This is a genomic window from Actinoplanes sp. NPDC048796 (genome assembly GCF_040650035.1).
GTDB lineage: Bacteria > Actinomycetota > Actinomycetes > Mycobacteriales > Micromonosporaceae > Actinoplanes.
Map to the genome: position 1 here is coordinate 178,818 of NZ_JBEZGO010000011.1, position 16,915 is coordinate 195,732.

Sequence of the window (16,915 nt, forward strand, 5' to 3'; positions counted from 1 at the left end):
GTCCGTAGCGTCCGGTACATGAACGAGTTTTCGATGGGGCGGCGGCGGTTTCTCGGTCTGACGGCGGCGGCCGGCGCGGCGGCCGCGAGCGCGGCCCTGCTCGGTGAGCCGGTCGCCGCGGCCACCTCCACGGTCGACTACGCCGGGCTCAAGCGCGCCCTCAAGGGTCCGCTGCTGCGGCCCGGCGACGCCGGTTACGCGGTGGCGGCCCGGCCGTACAACAGTGCCCTGGGTGTCCGCCGGCCGGCCGCGATCGCCAAGGTGGCCGGCGTCGACGACGTGCGGACCTGCGTGCGGCGGGTGCGCGGGCACGGCGTCCCGCTCGCCGCCCGCGCCGGCGGGCACAGCTACGCCGGCTTCTCCACGCCGAACAACGGCGTCGTCGTCGACCTCTCCGCCCTCAAGGGCATCACGATCCGGGGCGACGGCACGGCCGTGGTCGGCGCCGGGGTGCGGCTCATCGACCTCTACTCGGCGCTGGCCGCACACGGCCGGGCGCTGCCGGCCGGCTCCTGCCCGACGGTCGGCGTGGCCGGCAGCACCCTCGGCGGCGGCATCGGCGTGGTCGCCCGGACGTACGGCCTCACCTGCGACCACTTGCGGGCGGCCACCGTCGTCACCGCTGACGGCGCCGTGCACACGGTCGACGGCAACCACGACGCCGACCTGCTCTGGGCGCTGCGCGGCGGCGGAGGCGGCAACGGCGGCATCGTCACCAGCTTCACCTTCGGCACCGTGCCGGCGCCCACGGTCACGGTCTTCACGCTGCGCTTCCCGGCCGCCCGCACGTCCCGGGTGCTGCGCGCCTGGTCGCAGTGGATGGACGCGGCCCCCGACCAGCTCACCTCGCTGTGCGCGGTCACCGCCGCGAGCACCCCGGCCAACCGGGTGACCGGCGCCTGGACCGGCTCGGCGTCGGCGCTGACCCGGCACCTGACCGCGCTGATCAGCGCGGTCGGCGCGAGTCCCACCTCGCGGACGGTGCACACCTACAACTACCTGACCGCGATGAAGTACTTCGCCGGGTGCCTGTCCAAGACCGTCGCCGTCTGCCACACCCCCGGCCAGGAGGCCTTCCGGGCCGCGTCGCGCATGCTCGACCGTACGGTCACCGCCTCCATCGCCGACCGGGTGGTCGCCCTGATGCGCAAGCAGAAGGGCATGGTCCTGCTCTTCGACTCCCTGCGCGGCCAGGTCGGCCGGATCAGGGCCGCCGACACCGCGTTCGTCCACCGCGACGCGCACGCCTCGGTGCAGGTCTACAGCGGCAACGCGGCCAACGGCCCGGCTGTGCTCGCGGTGCAGCAGGCGCTGGCCCCGATCGTCGGCCACGGCTCGTACGTCAATTATCTGAACCCGGGCCAGAAGGACTGGGCGAGCGCCTACTACGGCACCAACCTGCCCCGCCTGCGCCAGGTGATCCGCAAGTACGACCCGGCCCGCGTGTTCGACTTCCAGCAGTCGGTCCTGCGCGCGTAGCTATATCCGCGGCGAGACGTGGTAGTGGGCGATCCGCCACGTCTCACCGGAGCGGCGGGCGACGACGGTGAGGGTGAGCGGAAGCGGCGGCCGGCTGCCCGGGGCGAACGTGAACTCGACCGCCGCGAAGCCCAGCACCACGTCGTCGGCGAGCATGCGGTCCTGCAGGACGTCGTAAGTGACGGCCATCCCCATCGGCTGCCCGGCGTAGTACTCCCGCACGCCGGCCGGGCCCACGCTGTACGGATGCAGGCCCTGAAAGACGGCGTCGTCGGTGAACAGCGCGGCGACCCGGTCCGGAAGGTGCCGGTCGACCGCGTCCCGCCAGGCGTCGAGGAGGCCGCGAAGCGCGATCTCGGTCATCGTCCACCAGCGCTCTGGCCGCCGTCGACGTGCAGGATCTCGCCGGTGACGAAGGAGGCGTTCTCCAGGTAGAGGATGGCGTCGGTGACGTCGCCGATCTCGCCCATCCGGCCGATCGGATGCAGGCCGGCCAGGGCGTCGTACGTCTCGGGCGGGTGCATGCCGGTCTTGACGACGCCGGGGGAGACCGCGTTGAAGCGGATGCCCCGGGCCGCGTACTCGATGGCCAGGGCCTTGGTCGCGGAGTTGAGGCCGCCCTTGGTCAGCGGGGCCAGGGCCGCCGGCGCGCCGGCGGTGGACCGTTCGGCGAGGGTCGTGGTGATGGTGACGACGTGACCGCCGCCCTGCTCGAGCATGGCGGCGACCGCGCGCTGGGTGATCGCGACGAAGCCGCGCAGGTTGACCCCGACCACCAGGTCGAAGTCCTCGCCGGTGTACTCCGTGAACGGCTTGGCGACGAAGACCCCGGCGTTGTTGACCAGCGTGTCGACGCGGCCGAACTCGGCCCGGCCGGCGTCGATCACCCGGGCGCCGACCGCCGGATCGGCGATGTCGCCCGGCACGGCGAGCACCCCCGGGTCGCCGGACGGTTCGATGCTCCGCGAGGTGGCGACGACCCGATAGCCGAGCTTGCGGTAGGCGGCGACCGTGGCGGCGCCGATTCCCTGTGAGGCTCCCGTTACTACTGCGACCTTGGACATGCCTCGACTATCGGGTCTGTGGCCCCTCACGCGTACCGGTTGAACACCCTGGCCGGTGGAGGGCCGGTGACCTACGGGAGGGGTACCCGGGCCGGGGCGGTGCGGTTGGTGGTGGTGCCGTCGCCGAGCTGGCCGGACACGTTGAAGCCCCAGCACCAGAGGCTGTCGTCGGAGCGGGGCGCGCACGTGTGGTAGGCGACGGCGAAGCCGCGGGTGGCCGAGGTGCCGGTGGCCGTGGGCGTGTAGCGGTTGGTCGTGCTGCCGTCGCCGATCTGGCCGGCCATGTTGTTGCCCCAACACCACAGGGTGCTGTCGGCGCGGGTGGCGCAGGCGGTGTCGAAGCTCGCGTCGACGGCCGTCCAGGCGGCGCCGGAGCCGATCTGCAGCGGGGTCCGCTGGAAGGTGACGTTCGCGCCGAGCTGGCCGTAGCCGTTCTCGCCCCAGCACCAGAGCGTCTGGCCGGAGCGGACGGCGCAGGTGAAGGCATACCCGGTCGTCACCTGCGACCACGTGGTGGCCGTGCCGACCTGGGCCGGCGTCGTGGTGTAGGCGACGGCGTCGAGGCCGAGCTGGCCGCTGCTGCCGTCGCCCCAGCACCACAGCGTGCCGTCCGCCCGTACCGCGCAGGTGTGCCCGAAGCCGGTGGCGACGCTCGCCCAGTTGCTCGCCGTGCCGACCCGCACCGGGGTGGTCGAGTAGTAGTCGGAGCCGCCGGTGCCCAATTGCCCGAGCCGGTTGAAGCCCCAGCACCACAGGGATCCGTCGGTACGGACGGCGCAGGTGTGCGCGTCGCCCGCGCTGACCGTCGACCACGTGGCGTCGCCGACCCGCACCGGGGCGGTGCGGTTGGTGGTGGTGCCGTCGCCCACCTGGCCGCGCCGGTTGCTGCCCCAGCACCAGAGCGAGTCGTCGGTGCGGATGCCGCAGGTGTGGCTGGTGCCCGCGTCGACGGCTTTCCATCCGGTGCCGACCCGGACCGGGGAGGTACGGGCGGTGGTGGTGCCGTCGCCGAGCTGGCCGCTGCCGTTGCCGCCCCAGCACGACAGCGAGCCGTCGGCCGGGATCGCGCAGGTGTGCAGATAACCCGCTGCCACGTCGGTGACCGGCGCGGCGGCGGCCGGGCCGGTCACGACTCCGAGGAACGACGCCACCAGCGCCAGGACGACCAGGATGCGACGGAGAATCATGCCTGAAGACGCTACGGGAGCGCTCCCATACATTCAAGCTCGTGATTGTGTTACCGAAACTCGCTCCGGTAGGTCGGCGTCAGTTCGGCCGTCCGGGGTCGAGCGGCCGCCCCGGCGGCTCTCAGTGAAGAGTTCCGTTCCACCACATGTACGGCGAGCACCGGCCCGGGTAGCCCGCCGCCGTATTGCCGGACTGGCAGATCCGGATGCGGTGGATGGCCCGGTAGGAGGTCCAGGGCGTGCCGTCACCCCCGGGGCGGTCGGTGATCCCGAAGTACTCGTTGCTGGTCGAATACCAGAACACCTGCAGCACGCACCCGTACGACTTGCTCTTGGTGCCGACGGTCGCGTTCTTGTAGGTGGCGTGGTTGAACGAGCCGGACGGGGACTCGACGGCGGCGACGCACTCTTCGCCGGCCGCGTTCTGCACATGAAGCGCGTAGACGTCGGCGTGCGCCGCGGTGCCGGTGGCGACGAGCCCGGCGCCGACGGTCAGTATGACGGCGGCCAGGTGCGCCAGCCTCTTGGTGATCATGTGGCTTTCCTTTCGTCAACGGGGATCCAGCGAGGTCGATGCTCAGCGCCGCGCGCCCGGGACGGCAACATCGATCTGTCTGCGACCTGGGGCTTCATGCCCCCAGCGACAGATGCCGGATAAATGGTGACGGAGATTGTCACCATTGGCGGTCACCGTGGAGACATGGACCTGAAGAACAAGATCGCGCTCGTGGCCGGGGCCACTCGTGGGGCCGGGCGGGCGCTCGCTGTCGAACTCGGCCGGGCCGGGGCCACCGTCTACGTCACCGGCCGCACCACCCACGACCGTGTCAGTGAGGTCGGCCGGACCACGGAGACCATCGAGGAGACCGGGGAACTGGTCACCGCGGCCGGCGGCACCGGCATCGCCGTACCCACCGATCATCTCGACGAGGCTCAGGTGCGGGCCCTCGCCGAACGGATCGACCGCGAGCAGGGCCGGCTCGACATCCTGGTCAACGACCTCTGGGGTGGCGAGCATCTGCTGATCGGCTCGGTCTTCGGCAAGAAGAGCTGGGAGACCCCGCTCGCCGACGGCCTGCGCATCCTCGAGCTCGGCGTGCGGTCGCACCTGATCACCGCCGCGCTCGTCCTGCCGCTGCTGGTGCGCTCGCCGGCCCCGCTGCACGTGGAGGTCACCGACGGCACTGCCTCGTTCAACCGCCGCTACCGCGAGAACCTTTACTACGACCTCGCCAAGAACGCGCCGATCCGGATCGCGTTCGGGCTGGGGGAGGAGCTGAAGGAGTTCGGTGGTACGGCGGTGGCCGTGACCCCCGGCTTCCTGCGCTCGGAACAGATGCTCGCCCACTTCGGCGTGACCGAGGAGAACTGGCGCGACGCCGTCCGGCAGGAGCCGCATTTCGCGATCGCCGAGTCACCGCACTATCTGGCCCGCGGGGTCGCCGCGCTGGCCGCCGACCCGGATCGGGCGTCCCGCTGGAACGGCAAGTCGGTTTCCAGCGGGGAGCTGGCGAAGGCCTATGACGTACGGGATGTGGACGGCACCCAGCCCGACTCCATCGCCTACTTCGAGGACGTCGTCTACGGCGGCAAGCAGGCCACGTCCGACGACTACCGCTGATACAGCTCGATCAGGGCCTGCGCGTGCTCACGGAACCGGGCGCGCAGGCCCGCCGGGGCCACCACCTCGACGGCCGCGCCCAGGCTGACGAGCTGGCCGAAGGCGACCTCCTCGGACTCCACCGGCAGCTCGACCGTGACCAGCCCGTCCTCGTCCGGGCCGGTCGCGGCGGCCAGCCCGGCCGGATCGGCCACGGCGCGTACCCGCCGCAGACCGGCCTCGGTGGTACGCAGGGTGACGGTCGCGCGCATCATGGCCCGGGCGAACTCGGCCGCGCCGGCCTCCCAGTGCGCGGCCAGATCGAACGCCGGGTCGCGGGCGAAGGGCTCGCCCGCGGCGGTGGCCCGCACGCGGTCGACCCGGTACGTGCGCCAGGCGCCGTCGCGATCCGGGACGCGGCCCACGACGTACCAGACCCCGGCTTTCAAGACCAGACCGTACGGTTCGAGCAGTCGCGTCACGGTCGCGCGGTCCGGCCGCGCATAGGTCAGCTCGACGGTGTGGTCGGACCACACCGCCCGGGCCAGCTCGGGCAGCAGTTCCGGGGCCGACGGCTCCCGGAACCAGGCCGGCGCGTCGAGCAGGAAGCGGCGCGTCGACGACTCGGCGGCCGCCCGCACCGACGGGATCAGGGTGGCCGACAGCTTGAGCCGGGCCGCGTCGGCGGCGCCGGCCAGACCCAGATCGCGCAGCGCGGTGGGCAGCCCCGACAGGAACAGCGTCTCCGCCTCGGTCGGATGCAGCGTGGTGAGCCGGGTCCGGTATCCGGGCGCGAGGTGATAACCACCCCCGCGCCCGAGCTCGGACCGGATCGGCACCCCGGCCTCCTGCAGCGCCTGCGCGTCGCGGATCACCGTGCGCTCGGAGACTTCCAGCTCCCGGGCCAGCGCGGCCCCGGTCAGACCGGGACTCGACTGGACGAGCAGGGCCATGCGGATCAGGCGGGCGGCGCGCATGACTCCATGATGAGCCCCGGTGTCAGCGGCTGATCGCGGCGATCGCCTCGCGGATCACGCCGGCCACCTCGCGCGGGTGCGAGATCATCACGACGTGCGAGGAGTCGATCTCCACCGGGCGGATGCCGCCTCGCCGGTAGCCGAAGCGCTCGACGTCCGGGTTGATGGTGTTGTCGCTCGAGGAGATCACGCCCCAGGCGGGCGTGGTGCGCCAGGCGGCGACGGCGGCCGGCTCGGTGAAGGCGGCCGCGGCCAGTGGGCGCTGCGACACCGCCAGGACCTGGGCCAGCGTGGGGTCGATGTCGTGGGCGAAGATCTTCGGGAACTTCGCGATGTCGACGCTGACGTCGGTGCCGGTCTCGGTCGACCCCTCGATCGGGTACGAGGTGTAGACCAGCGCCGAGGCCAGTTCCGAGTCGGGGAACCGGCCCTGCAGCTGGGCCAGGCTCTCGCCCTCCTCCAGGGCGTAGCCGGCCAGGTAGACCAGGGCTTCGACGTTCTCCTCGGCGCCGGCGACGGTGATGACGGCGCCGCCGTACGAGTGACCGACCAGCACCACGGGCCCGTCGATCGAGCGCAGCACCGAGCTGAGGTAGGCCGCGTCGCCGGACAGCGACCGGTTCGGCACCGCCGGGACGAGCACCTTCAAGCCGGCGTCGAGCAGTTCGGGCACGAGCTTGGCGAAGCTCGACCCGTCGGCGAAAGCGCCGTGGACGAGTACGACGGTGGGGTTCATCGGCTGCGGCCCTCCTCGAGGAAGTCCTGCAGGGAGTGACGGCTTAGCCAGTGGTCCATCTCGGTTCCTCTCTGTGTGTCCAGGCGAGCACACCAGGAACCACTGCACGATCACTGCACGTCGGATGCAGTGCCCTGGCCAGCCAGAATGTCGTCGATCTGGGCCATTTCCCGGGCGTATTCGACCGGGCCGACAGCGTCGGCGAAGACGGTCTCCCGCCCCCGGACGAGCGAGCGCACCAGCTCGGCCGCCGCGCGGGCCCGGTCGCTCTCGCCGAGGCGGTGCCGCGCCACGGCCAGGGACAGGGCCGACGACCAGGTGGTGAGCTCATCGTCGGGATCCTTGTGCTCCAGCGCCCACTGCGCCATCCGCGCCGCCTCCTCGTCGTTCCCGAGTTTCAGCGCGATCCAGGCTCGGGACGAGGCCAGGTAGCAATGCATGTCCGGCAGACCGGCCGCGCCGGCCAGGTCGAAGGCCTCGGCCGCGGCGAGGGCCGCGGCGGCCGGCTGATCGTCCTCGTCCAGCAGGCGCGCCAGCGTCTCCAGCGCGTACACCAGCACGCTCGGCTCACCGGCCCGGCGAGCGACCTCGACCGCGCGTTCGGCGTACGTCACCTGCCCGCTGCCGACGGTGATGGGAGCCGCGGCGAGGTTGCGCAGGACCTGCGCCTGGCCGATCAGGTCGTCCCGGCCCTCCGCGATGGCCAGTGCCCGCAGCAGGTAGTCGCGGGCGAGGCCGGGCGAGTGCGGTCTGTGCTGCACCGCCGCCTCCCGCAGGATCAGTGTCTCGAGCTCTGGATCGCCCAGGCCGGCCACCGCCTCCACCGCTCGCGTCGCCTGCCGGCGGATCTCGGCCGACGAGGCGGGCTGGGACGACCGCATCGGCCGGACGTACACCATGATCAATGCCGCGTCCCGCGCCCAGCCTCTTCGCAGGGCGAGATCGGTGACGGCCGCGATGGTGGCGCGTTCGGCCCGGTACCAGCGCTGCGCCGCCCCCACGTCCGGCGGCCGGGACGGGAAGACGCCGGGCGGAGGCGGCCCAGGGTCGGCCGGGGGCAGCAGCTTGAAGGTCAGGTAGGCGTTACGCGACGAGTGCACGTAGTGCTCCACCAGCCGGCGTTCCGCGTCGTGCCGGCCGTCGTCGGCCAGTTCCGCGGCGTAGGCCTTGAGCAGGTCGTGCGCCGTGTACCGGCCGGCGCCGAGCGGGGTCAGCATGGTGGTGACGGTCAGCTCGGTCAGCGCGGCCCGCACCTCGCCGCCCGCGATGCTGGCCGCGGCGCCGGCCGAGACATCGGTGTCCGGGTGGACGGCGAGCAGCCGGAACAGCCCGGCCGCGGGCTCGGACAGGACGCGGTAGGACCAGGAGAAGGCCGACCGTACGCTGTCGTGCTCCCCGGTGTCGAGCACGTCGAGCCGGTGCTCGGGGAGCCCCAGGTCGGCCACGACGTCGGTCAGGCTCCCCTCGGGACTGATCGCGATCCGGGCGGCCGCGATGGACAGCGCCAGCGGCAGGCCGGCGCAGAGGTCCACCAGCCGGTCGGCTGCGGCCGGTTCCGCCGCCAGCCGGGCCGCGCCCAGCCGGCGGGCGAGGACGTCCCGGGCGGCCGCGCGGTTGAGCCGCCCGACGTGCACCGGCCAGGCTCCTTCGCGCGCGACCAGGCTGGGCATGCGGTTGCGGCTGGTGATCACGACCAGGCTGCCCGGCGAGGCGGGCAGCAGCGGCCGGACCTGGGCCGAGTCGCGGGCGTTGTCGAGCAGCACGATCATGCGCCGGCCGGCCAGCGCCGACCGGAACCGCGCGCTCAGCGCGTCCGGATCGTCGCGGCCGGTCGGTCCGGTCTCCAGGCTGATCAGCAGCGTGGCCAGCGCCTCGGCCGGGCGCAGCTGGCGCTCGCCCGGTGCGAAGCCGCGCAGGTCGAGGTAGAGCTGGCCGTCGGGGTAGTCGCCGGCGATCCGGTGCGCCCAGTCGACGGCCAGGGCGGTCTTGCCGGCGCCGCCCATGCCGCTGAGCACGATCAGGCCGGTGCGGCGTCCCGCCTCCAGCGCGGCGGTCAGGTCGGCCCGAGGGCTGAAGGCGGTCACCCGCAGCGGGAGCTGGGCCGGCCGGGACCCGTCGGGCGCGTCCGGCTCGGTCAGCGCTTCCCGGTGCGCCGCCTGAAGCTCGGCGCCGGGGCCGGCGCCCAGCTCCTCGGCCAGCCGCTGCCGTACCTGCTCGTAGCGGGTGAGCGCCTCGGCCCGTCGCCCGGCCGCGGTCAGCAACCGGATCAGCCGGGCCTGCAGGGGCTCGTGGAACGGCGCCGACGCCGCGACCGCGCTCACCAGGGGAAGAAGCCGAGGGTCGGCGGCCCGGACGGCCACGTCGATGCGGGCGGTCTCGATGGCGGTGAACGCCGGCAGTTCCCGCACGCTCGCCGGCAACCCGGCGAACGGCTGTCCCTGGGCGAGGGTCAGCGCCTGTTCGATCCGCTCCTGTGCGGCCAGTTCGAAGAACGCCATCAGATCCGACGTCCGGGCGTCCTGCCGCAGTCGGTAGCCCTCGCCGACCGGGAGGAGCCAGGCGCCCGGTTCCCGGTTCGGCAGGTCCGGCTCGAACAACCGGCGGACCTGCCCGATCAGGCGCTGGACCTGGTTCTCGGCGCTGGCCGGCGGGCGGTCGCCCCAGAGCGTGTCGATCAGCTCGGCCACCCCGACAGTGGCCCCGCGCGCCGCCAGCAGGACGGCGAGCACGGTCCGGGCGCGGACCGTTCCGAGCGCGGCCTCGGTGCCCGCGCGCCACACCCGCAGGCCCCCGAAAACGCTGATCTTGATCATGTGCCCAGCCTGAGGGCTTCCCCGCCGCCAGGCAACCATACGAAAGGGCCGGGACGCGGCGCTGCGTCCCGGCCCTTTCAGCGGGGGGTTACTTGGTCGTGTAGCGGATGACGTCCGTGCGCAGGACGTCACCGGAGACCTTCACGGCCTTGAAGGTGTGCTTGGTGTTCTTCAGGCCGGTGACGGCGAAGACCGTCTTCTGGGTGGCGCGGGCGGCGCTGCTCGTGTCGACCCGCTTGGTGAGCTTGCCGTCGAGGTAGATGTCGACCAGGCCCTGGTCGGGGCCGACGGCGGTGATCCATTCGACGCCGGTGCCGCTGAAGGCGTACGACACGGAATCGCCGTTGACCTTGGTCGCGTGGACGTCGTCGAGGTAGTCGCCGCGGAAGGCGAAGTCGAGCTGCGCCTTGCCGGTCGCGAGGGTGGCCAGGTAGGCGGAACGAAGCGTCACGGTCGAACCCGACACGGTGTAGTCGGTGCCCTTCGTCAGGCCCTTGACGCCGATGAACTCGCTGCCGTCGCGCAGCAGCTTGACCGTGACGTCGGCCGGGGCCTTCTTGTCGAAGGACGCGGTCGGCGGGTCGAGCAGGCTCGGCTGGAGCACGTCGATCCGGTCGAGCAGCATGAACTGGCCGGACTTCTTGACCGCCATCAGCGTGTGGCTGCCGTTGGGCAGGTCGTTGACCGAGAAGACGGCCTGCTGGGACAGGCGCGGCTGGCCCTGCTCACGGCCCGTGTTGACGGTCTTGACGAAGGCGCCGTCGAGGTAGATGTCGACCTCGCCCTGCGAGGTGTCCATCTCCGTCACGTACGAGACGCCGGTGCCGGTGAACGTGTACTGGAACGAGTCGCCGTTGCGCTCGGTGTAGTGCACGTTGTCGTTGTAGTCGCCCAGGCCGCGGCCGCTGCTCTGCGACCAGGTGCCGGCGTACGCGATGCCGGTGTCGGTGTTGTCGTGGGTGATCGTGCGGACCGGGCCCGACGTCGACGGCGGGGTGGTGGCGCCGGTGTCGGTGACGGTCAGCTCGAGCGGCTGCGAGGTGGCCGCGACCTCCTGGCCGCCGTTGCGCGACCAGTCGCCGGTGTAGCCGACGCGCAGGGCGTCGTTGTTGACGGCGACCTTGGCCCCGGCCTGCGGGGTGACCTTGAGCAGGCGCACGCCGTGGATCGGCACGGTGGTGGCGGTGTATCCGGTGGCGAAGCGGCCCAGGTCCTTGCGGGCCCACAGGTCACGGACGGTGGCGGCGCCGGTGAGGCCGAGGTCCGACCAGTTCGCCGTGATGTCCTTGTCGGTGCGGCCCAGGTTGAACAGGGCCACGGTGTAGCTGCCGTCGGCGTTCAGGGCGTACCAGATCGGCTGCTGGGCGGTCGCCGAGACGGGGCGGGCCGGGGTGCCGGCCTGGTCGACCGCGATCACCTCGGGGTTGGTGAGCAGGCTCAGACCGTACGAATCAAGCTTGGTCAGGTCGTTGCCGAGATAGATCGGAGCCGCCGAGATGGCCCAGAGGGTCATCGCGGTCCGGCGCTCGTCCTGGGTCAGGCCGTCCATGGTGCCGTTGCCGATGTTGAGCGAGTCGAGGTCGTTCCAGCCGCCGTTGCCGCCGTTGCGCCACCAGGTGGCCAGGTCGGGGAAGAGCCGGGCGATGTTCTGCCACTGAGTGAGCGCCTCGTCGGCGCAGTAGCACTCGACGTCCCAGTCGATGCGCCAGCCGTTGGCCTTGGAGCGCCAGTAGTCGGCGTACTTGGGGTCGAGGGCCCAGGACAGCTCGAACCAGATCTTGTTCCGCTTGAGCGCCGACGACCAGGCGGCGACGTCGTCGCGGGCGTCGAGCGAGAGGTCGCTGATGCCGGAGCCGGGGGTGACGCTGTCGAACTTGACGAAGTTGACGCCCCACGAGCCGAACAGGTCGGCGATCGAGTCGATGTACTTCTGCGAGCACGGGTTGGAGAAGTCGATCCGGTATCCCAGGTTCCAGTAGTCGGCCTGCTGGATCGGCTGCTTGACGATGTCGTGCGTGGTGCAGCCGGGCGCGCCGGCGATCGGCAGGCTCGCCTGGTAGATGTCCGGGGAGATGCCCGGGATCATGTACAGGCCGAACTTCTGGCCGTTCTTGTGGACGTGGTCGATGACCTTCTGGAAGCCCTGCGGGTAGAGGGTGCTGCTGGGCTTCGGCCGGCCGTTGGCGTCGAAACCGTCGTTCCAGCCGGCGTCGACGTTGATGTAGTTGTAGCCGTACTTCTGCAGCTTGGCCTTCATGGCGTCGGACTGCTTGATGAGCTGGTCGCCGGTGATCCACTTACCGTTGCCGGAGTAGACCTGCATGCTGAAGCTGCTCCACCCCATGTAGGGCTTGACGGCCCAGGGGTCGGGGGTGGAGGCGCCCGGCCCGGCGGCTTTCGTCGCGGGTGCGGCCGAGGGCGGCACCCGGGTCGCGCCGGTGGCCTTCGGGCTGGGCTTGGGGCCCGGGTCGGCCTGCGCGGCGGAAGCGCCGGCGCCCAGCGGTAGGAGCATCGCCAAACCGAGGACGGCGGCGGAACGGAACCTCACGGTGTTACCTCCTGAAGCGGGGGTACGAAGCCCGGCCCGCGCCGAACATCCACAGTGGCCCTCGACCGGTCGGTGGGTCGGTGTCGGGGGCCTCGGCGCTGGTGAGAGGGCGGGCACAAGGTGCGACGAGCTTAGGACCGCCGACTTAAGGAAATCAATACTTGACGAAGGAAATTATTGAGCTTAGGTTTCGGCCATGTTTCCCGAGATCGGCCATCAGCCGATGACCTCGGCCACGAGGGCCGTTCCGGTGCGGACCGGGCCTTCAGGCCGTCCACAGGAGGTCTGATGGCAACCATCACGCCGCACAAGATTCCGCAGGCCGGAGCGGCCGAACGGCCCTCCGCGCCGGTCGTGCGCCGGCGCAGCCGGCGGGCCGAGTTCCAGAAGTCGTGGCGGCTGCACTGGCAGCTCTACCTGCTGGCGCTCATCCCGATCGCGTACTTCGTGATCTTCAAGTACGTCCCGATGGCCTTCAACGTGATCGCGTTCAAGGACTACAGCCCCGTGCTGGGTCCCTGGGGCAGCGAGTGGGTCGGGCTGGACAACTTCCAGCGGCTGTTCACCAACCCGGTCTTCGGCACCCTGCTCAAGAACACCTTCATTCTGGCGTTCTACCTGGTGCTGGCGAGCTTCCCGATCCCGATCCTGCTGGCCATCGCGCTCAACGAGATCCGCAACGGCTGGTTCAAGCGCACCGTGCAGATGGTGACCTACGCGCCGTACTTCATCTCCACGGTCGTGGTCGTCTCGATCACGATCCTGCTGCTGGCGCCGAACGGCATCGTCAACGACGGGATCGGCAACGTCGGGGTGGGCCCGATCGACTTCCTCGGCGATCCGGACTTCTTCCGGCACGTCTACGTATGGTCCGACGTGTGGCAGACGGCCGGATATTCGGCGGTCATCTACATGGCCGCGCTGGCCGGCATCGACCCCGCGCTGCACGAGTCGGCCAAGGTCGACGGGGCCAGCCGGCTCCAGCGCATCCGGCACATCGACCTGCCGGGAATCATGCCGACCGCCGTCATCATGCTCATTCTCGGCGTCGGCAACATGATGGCGATCGGGTTCGAGAAGGCCTATCTGCTGCAGAACAGCCTCAATCTCGCCCAATCGGAAATCATTCCCACGTACGTCTACAAGACCGGCCTGATCAACGCCGACTTCAGCATGGCCACGGCCGTCGGTCTCTTCAATTCAGTGGTCAATCTCTGCCTGCTCCTGGTGGTCAACTTCGTCGCCAAGCGGGTCACCGGAAACGGACTGTGGCGATGAGCGCGACGACCCTTTCGAAAAAGCCGGCCAAGGTCCGGGAGCCGTTCAGCGACCGGATTTTCCTGATCGTCGTCACGCTGATGCTCGTCGTGCTGCTGGCGCTGGTGCTGCTGCCGCTGATCTACATCGTGGCCAGCTCGTTCAGCAGCCCGGAGGCGGTGAACGCGGGCCGGGTGAGCCTCTGGCCGGTCGAGTTCTCCCTCGAGGCGTACCGCTCGGCCCTCAACAACTCCGAAGTTCTGCAGGGCTATTACAACTCGCTGATCTACGCGGTCGCCGGCACGATCATCAGCGTCACGCTGACCGTGGCCATCGCGTACCCGCTGTCCCGGAAGAACTTCTACGGGCGCAACGTCATCATGACGCTGCTCATCTTCACCATGCTGTTCTCCGGCGGCCTGATCCCGACCTACATGGTCGTGCACGACCTCGGCATGCTGGACACCCGCTGGGCCCTGCTGATCCCCAACGCGATCGGCGTGTGGCAGGTGATCATCGCGCGCACCTTCTTCGCCAACACGATCCCGGACGAGCTCTACGAGGCGTCGCAGCTCGACGGGGCGGGCGGCCTGCGGACCCTGTGGTCGGTGGTGCTGCCGCTGTCGAAGCCGCTGCTGGCGGTGCTCGCCCTGATGTACACGATCTATCAGTGGAACACCTATTTCGACGCCCTGGTGTACCTCAAAGACCCCGATCTGTTCCCGCTGCAGATCGTGCTGCGCAACATTCTCATCCTCAACACCCCGGGCCGGGCCGGCTCCGTCGATCTGGCCCAGTCGATGCATCAAATGCAGTTGGCAAACGTTCTGCGGTACGCGCTCATCGTCATCTCGAGCCTGCCCGTCCTGATCATCTACCCCTTCGTTGCCCGCTTCTTCACCAAGGGCGTGCTCGTCGGCGCCGTCAAGGGCTGATTCACAGAAATGGAAGGAATCATGAGGAGATCATTCATAGCCGTCGGGGTCGCCGCGACGCTGGTGGCGGCCGGGTGCTCGTCCAGCAAGAAGGACGACGCCCCGCAGGCGAAGATGGACGGCGACAAGGTGATCATCACGGCGATGGCCGCGGCCGACGCCGACACCAAGCTCGACACCAACGCCACCACCACGATGGTCAGCGACAAGTTCAAGATCAAGTTCCAGTGGACGACCACCACCATGGACGGCGGGCCGGCCAAGGAGAAGCGGCAGATCGCCATCTCCAGCGGTGACTACCCGGACCTGTTCATGCTGACCCCGTACGTCGACGCCTTCACCAAGCCCGAGGTGCAGAAGCTCGGCCAGCAGGGTGTCGCGGTACCGCTGGAAGACCTGATCAAGGAGTACGCGCCGAACGTCCAGAAGGCGCTCGACGGCAACGCGACTCTCAAGGCGATGTCGACCACGCCGGACGGCCACATCTACGCGCTGCCGCAGTGGTCCGACTGCTTCCACTGCACGTACTGGAACAAGCTCTGGATCAACTCGGAGTGGCTGAAGAAGGTCAACCTTCCGATGCCGAAGACCACCGAGGAGCTGCGGACGGTCCTGCGGGCCTTCAAGACCAAGGACCCGAACGGCAACGGCAAGGCCGACGAGATCCCGATGACCACCGACACGCAGGACAGCACGCTGATCGGCTACCTGATGGGCGCCTTCGCGTACGCCCCGTTCGGTGCCAGCAACGGTGTCCCGTCCCTGCTCGAGCTCAACGGCGACACCGTGCAGACGCCGGTCGACAAGCCCGAGTGGCGTGAAGGCCTCAAGTACATCAACTCGCTGTACTCCGAAGGCCTCATCGACCGGGCCTCGTTCACCCAGAACGCCGAGGCGCTGCAGGCCACGGGCAACGACCCCAAGGCCGTCCGGATCGGCTCCTCGCCGGTGCTCTACCCCGGCATCTTCGTCCAGCTGGGCCAGAAGGACGGCCGCGACAAGCAGTACGACGCCGCGCCGCCGCTGACCGGTCCGGCCGGCAAGAGCTACACCGCGTACAACAACCCGACCTCGACCGGCTACACCTTCATGCTGACCAACAAGTCCAGCAAAGAGGCCCGGATCGCGGCCCTCAAGATGCTCGACTACATCTACACCGACGAGGGCCAGCTCACCGTCAACGCCGGCCCCGAGAACGTCGCCTGGGTCAAGCCCGCCGCCGGCGACATCGCGCTGGACGAGAGCGTGAAGCCGACCTGGAAGGCCAAGGACTCGGCCGACGTCCCGAAGAACGTCGCCTGGTCGTCCATGTCGCAGTACAACGTCACGACCAAGCTGCGCAACGAGCAGGCCGTGCCGAAGGACATCTACTCCGAGCAGGGGCTGGAGCGCCGGCTGTTCGAGGCGTCCAAGCTGTACGAGCCGCACGTCGACAAGGCGAAGGTCTTCCCCGAGGCGCAGATCTGGGTCGACCCGAGCGACGTCTCCGAGCTGGCCACCCTGAAGACCAACCTGGACAGCTACGTCAGCCAGGGTGAGCTGGCCTTCGTGACCGGCTCGAAGAACATCGACACCGACTGGGACGCCTTCGTCAAGGGCCTGGACGGGATCGGCATGAAGCGCTACCTGGAGCTCAACCAGAAGGCGTACGACCGGTACAAGTCGACGAACAAGTAGTCACGCGCGAGCCCGGCCGGCTGCTCAGGCAGTCGGCCGGGCTTTCTGCGGGTAGATCGTCTCGTGCCGGGCCAGCATGGCCACGAACTCGACGATCTTCCGCTCCCGGGTCTCGGCCCGCTTCACCGCGTTCAGCCGGTGGATGAGAGCGAACCGGTTGGCGCTGGTCAGCACCTCGAACATGGCCTGAGCGGCCGGCTCGGCGGCGACAGCGGCCAGCAGGTCATCCGGCACCACGGCCTCCGACGGCGGCGCGTACGCGGCTTCCCACCGCCCGTCCGCCTTGGCCGCCTCGACCGCGGCCCGGCCCGCCGGGTGCATCCGCCCCGCCGCCTCCAGCCGGGCCACGTGCCCGACGTTGCGCCGAGACCAGGAGCTGCGAGCTCGCCGGGGCGTGAACCGGATCCACGACATCGCCTCGTCGTGCTTGCGGGCCTGCCCGTCGATCCACCCGAAACAGAGCGCCTCGTCAACCGCGTCCTGCCACGTGAGCGTGGTGACGGCGCCACCCTTCTTCGTCAGCGCCAGCCAGATACCGGGCGACGTGTCATGGTGCTCAGCCAGCCACGCCCGCAACTCCCCGGCGTCGGCGAAAATCATTTCTTCCAGCACAACGGGCTCCGTCTTGGCCATGCCAGCAGG

At 70.1% G+C, this 16,915-nt stretch carries 14 protein-coding genes; 5 read left to right on the plus strand and 9 right to left on the minus strand.

Annotated elements, in window-relative coordinates:
- Positions 1-18 precede the first annotated feature (18 nt).
- On the plus strand, positions 19-1,479 hold the full coding sequence (locus tag AB0C26_RS35010) for an FAD-binding oxidoreductase (RefSeq protein ID WP_360256424.1): 1,461 nt from the start codon (positions 19-21) through the stop codon (positions 1,477-1,479).
- Here the strand turns inward: AB0C26_RS35010 and AB0C26_RS35015 are convergent, their stop codons facing one another.
- From AB0C26_RS35015 to AB0C26_RS35030, 4 genes are all read right to left on the minus strand, one after another.
- Positions 1,480-1,842: an SgcJ/EcaC family oxidoreductase gene (locus AB0C26_RS35015; protein WP_360256427.1), complete on the minus strand. Its 363-nt coding sequence runs from the start codon at positions 1,840-1,842 to the stop codon at positions 1,480-1,482. It abuts the gene before it with no gap.
- Positions 1,839-2,543: an SDR family oxidoreductase gene (locus AB0C26_RS35020; protein ID WP_360256429.1), complete on the minus strand. Its 705-nt coding sequence runs from the start codon at positions 2,541-2,543 to the stop codon at positions 1,839-1,841. Before AB0C26_RS35020 ends, AB0C26_RS35015 begins: the two co-directional genes overlap by 4 nt.
- A gap of 71 nt (positions 2,544-2,614) precedes the next feature.
- Positions 2,615-3,730, minus strand: a complete 1,116-nt coding sequence (locus tag AB0C26_RS35025) for a hypothetical protein (RefSeq protein ID WP_360256432.1) — start codon at positions 3,728-3,730, stop codon at positions 2,615-2,617.
- Between the two features lie 121 nt (positions 3,731-3,851).
- Entirely contained in the window at positions 3,852-4,265 is a 414-nt protein-coding gene (locus AB0C26_RS35030; protein WP_360256434.1) for a hypothetical protein, read from the minus strand.
- Positions 4,266-4,430: 165 nt separating this feature from the next.
- Between AB0C26_RS35030 and AB0C26_RS35035 the strand changes: the two genes are divergently transcribed.
- Positions 4,431-5,351, plus strand: coding sequence for an SDR family oxidoreductase (locus AB0C26_RS35035; protein ID WP_360256436.1), 921 nt, complete (start codon positions 4,431-4,433; stop codon positions 5,349-5,351).
- Here AB0C26_RS35035 and AB0C26_RS35040 read toward each other — a convergent pair.
- The 4 genes from AB0C26_RS35040 to AB0C26_RS35055 all read right to left on the minus strand — a co-directional run bounded on the left by AB0C26_RS35040 (position 5,342) and on the right by AB0C26_RS35055 (position 12,404).
- On the minus strand, positions 5,342-6,307 hold the full coding sequence (locus AB0C26_RS35040) for a WYL domain-containing protein (protein WP_360256438.1): 966 nt from the start codon (positions 6,305-6,307) through the stop codon (positions 5,342-5,344). The two genes, AB0C26_RS35035 and AB0C26_RS35040, sit on opposite strands and share 10 nt — an antisense overlap.
- Positions 6,308-6,329: 22 nt before the next feature.
- Positions 6,330-7,043 carry an alpha/beta hydrolase gene (locus AB0C26_RS35045; RefSeq protein ID WP_360256440.1) on the minus strand — a complete coding sequence of 238 codons (714 nt, stop codon included), beginning with the start codon at positions 7,041-7,043 and terminating at the stop codon, positions 6,330-6,332.
- 110 nt (positions 7,044-7,153) lie between these two features.
- Entirely contained in the window at positions 7,154-9,856 is a 2,703-nt protein-coding gene (locus tag AB0C26_RS35050; protein ID WP_360256442.1) for a BTAD domain-containing putative transcriptional regulator, read from the minus strand.
- An 88-nt stretch (positions 9,857-9,944) separates the two neighbouring features.
- The gene (locus AB0C26_RS35055) at positions 9,945-12,404 is read right to left on the minus strand and encodes a X2-like carbohydrate binding domain-containing protein (protein ID WP_360256445.1); all 2,460 of its coding nucleotides are present in this window, start codon (positions 12,402-12,404) and stop codon (positions 9,945-9,947) included.
- A gap of 288 nt (positions 12,405-12,692) precedes the next feature.
- Between AB0C26_RS35055 and AB0C26_RS35060 the strand changes: the two genes are divergently transcribed.
- From AB0C26_RS35060 to AB0C26_RS35070, 3 genes are read left to right on the plus strand one after another with little or no spacing between them, the layout of a single operon-like run.
- Entirely contained in the window at positions 12,693-13,682 is a 990-nt protein-coding gene (locus tag AB0C26_RS35060) for an ABC transporter permease subunit (RefSeq protein ID WP_360256447.1), read from the plus strand.
- Complete coding sequence (locus AB0C26_RS35065) at positions 13,679-14,596, plus strand: carbohydrate ABC transporter permease (RefSeq protein WP_360256450.1); 918 nt, start codon at positions 13,679-13,681, stop codon at positions 14,594-14,596. The genes AB0C26_RS35060 and AB0C26_RS35065 overlap by 4 nt, the downstream gene beginning before the upstream one ends.
- A gap of 21 nt (positions 14,597-14,617) precedes the next feature.
- Positions 14,618-16,273, plus strand: coding sequence for an ABC transporter substrate-binding protein (locus tag AB0C26_RS35070; protein WP_360256452.1), 1,656 nt, complete (start codon positions 14,618-14,620; stop codon positions 16,271-16,273).
- A 24-nt stretch (positions 16,274-16,297) separates the two neighbouring features.
- Here AB0C26_RS35070 and AB0C26_RS35075 read toward each other — a convergent pair whose 3' ends face one another.
- Positions 16,298-16,906 (minus strand): YdeI/OmpD-associated family protein, encoded by a 609-nt coding sequence (locus tag AB0C26_RS35075; protein ID WP_360256455.1) that lies wholly within the window; start codon positions 16,904-16,906, stop codon positions 16,298-16,300.
- Between the last annotated feature and the right edge of the window lie 9 nt (positions 16,907-16,915).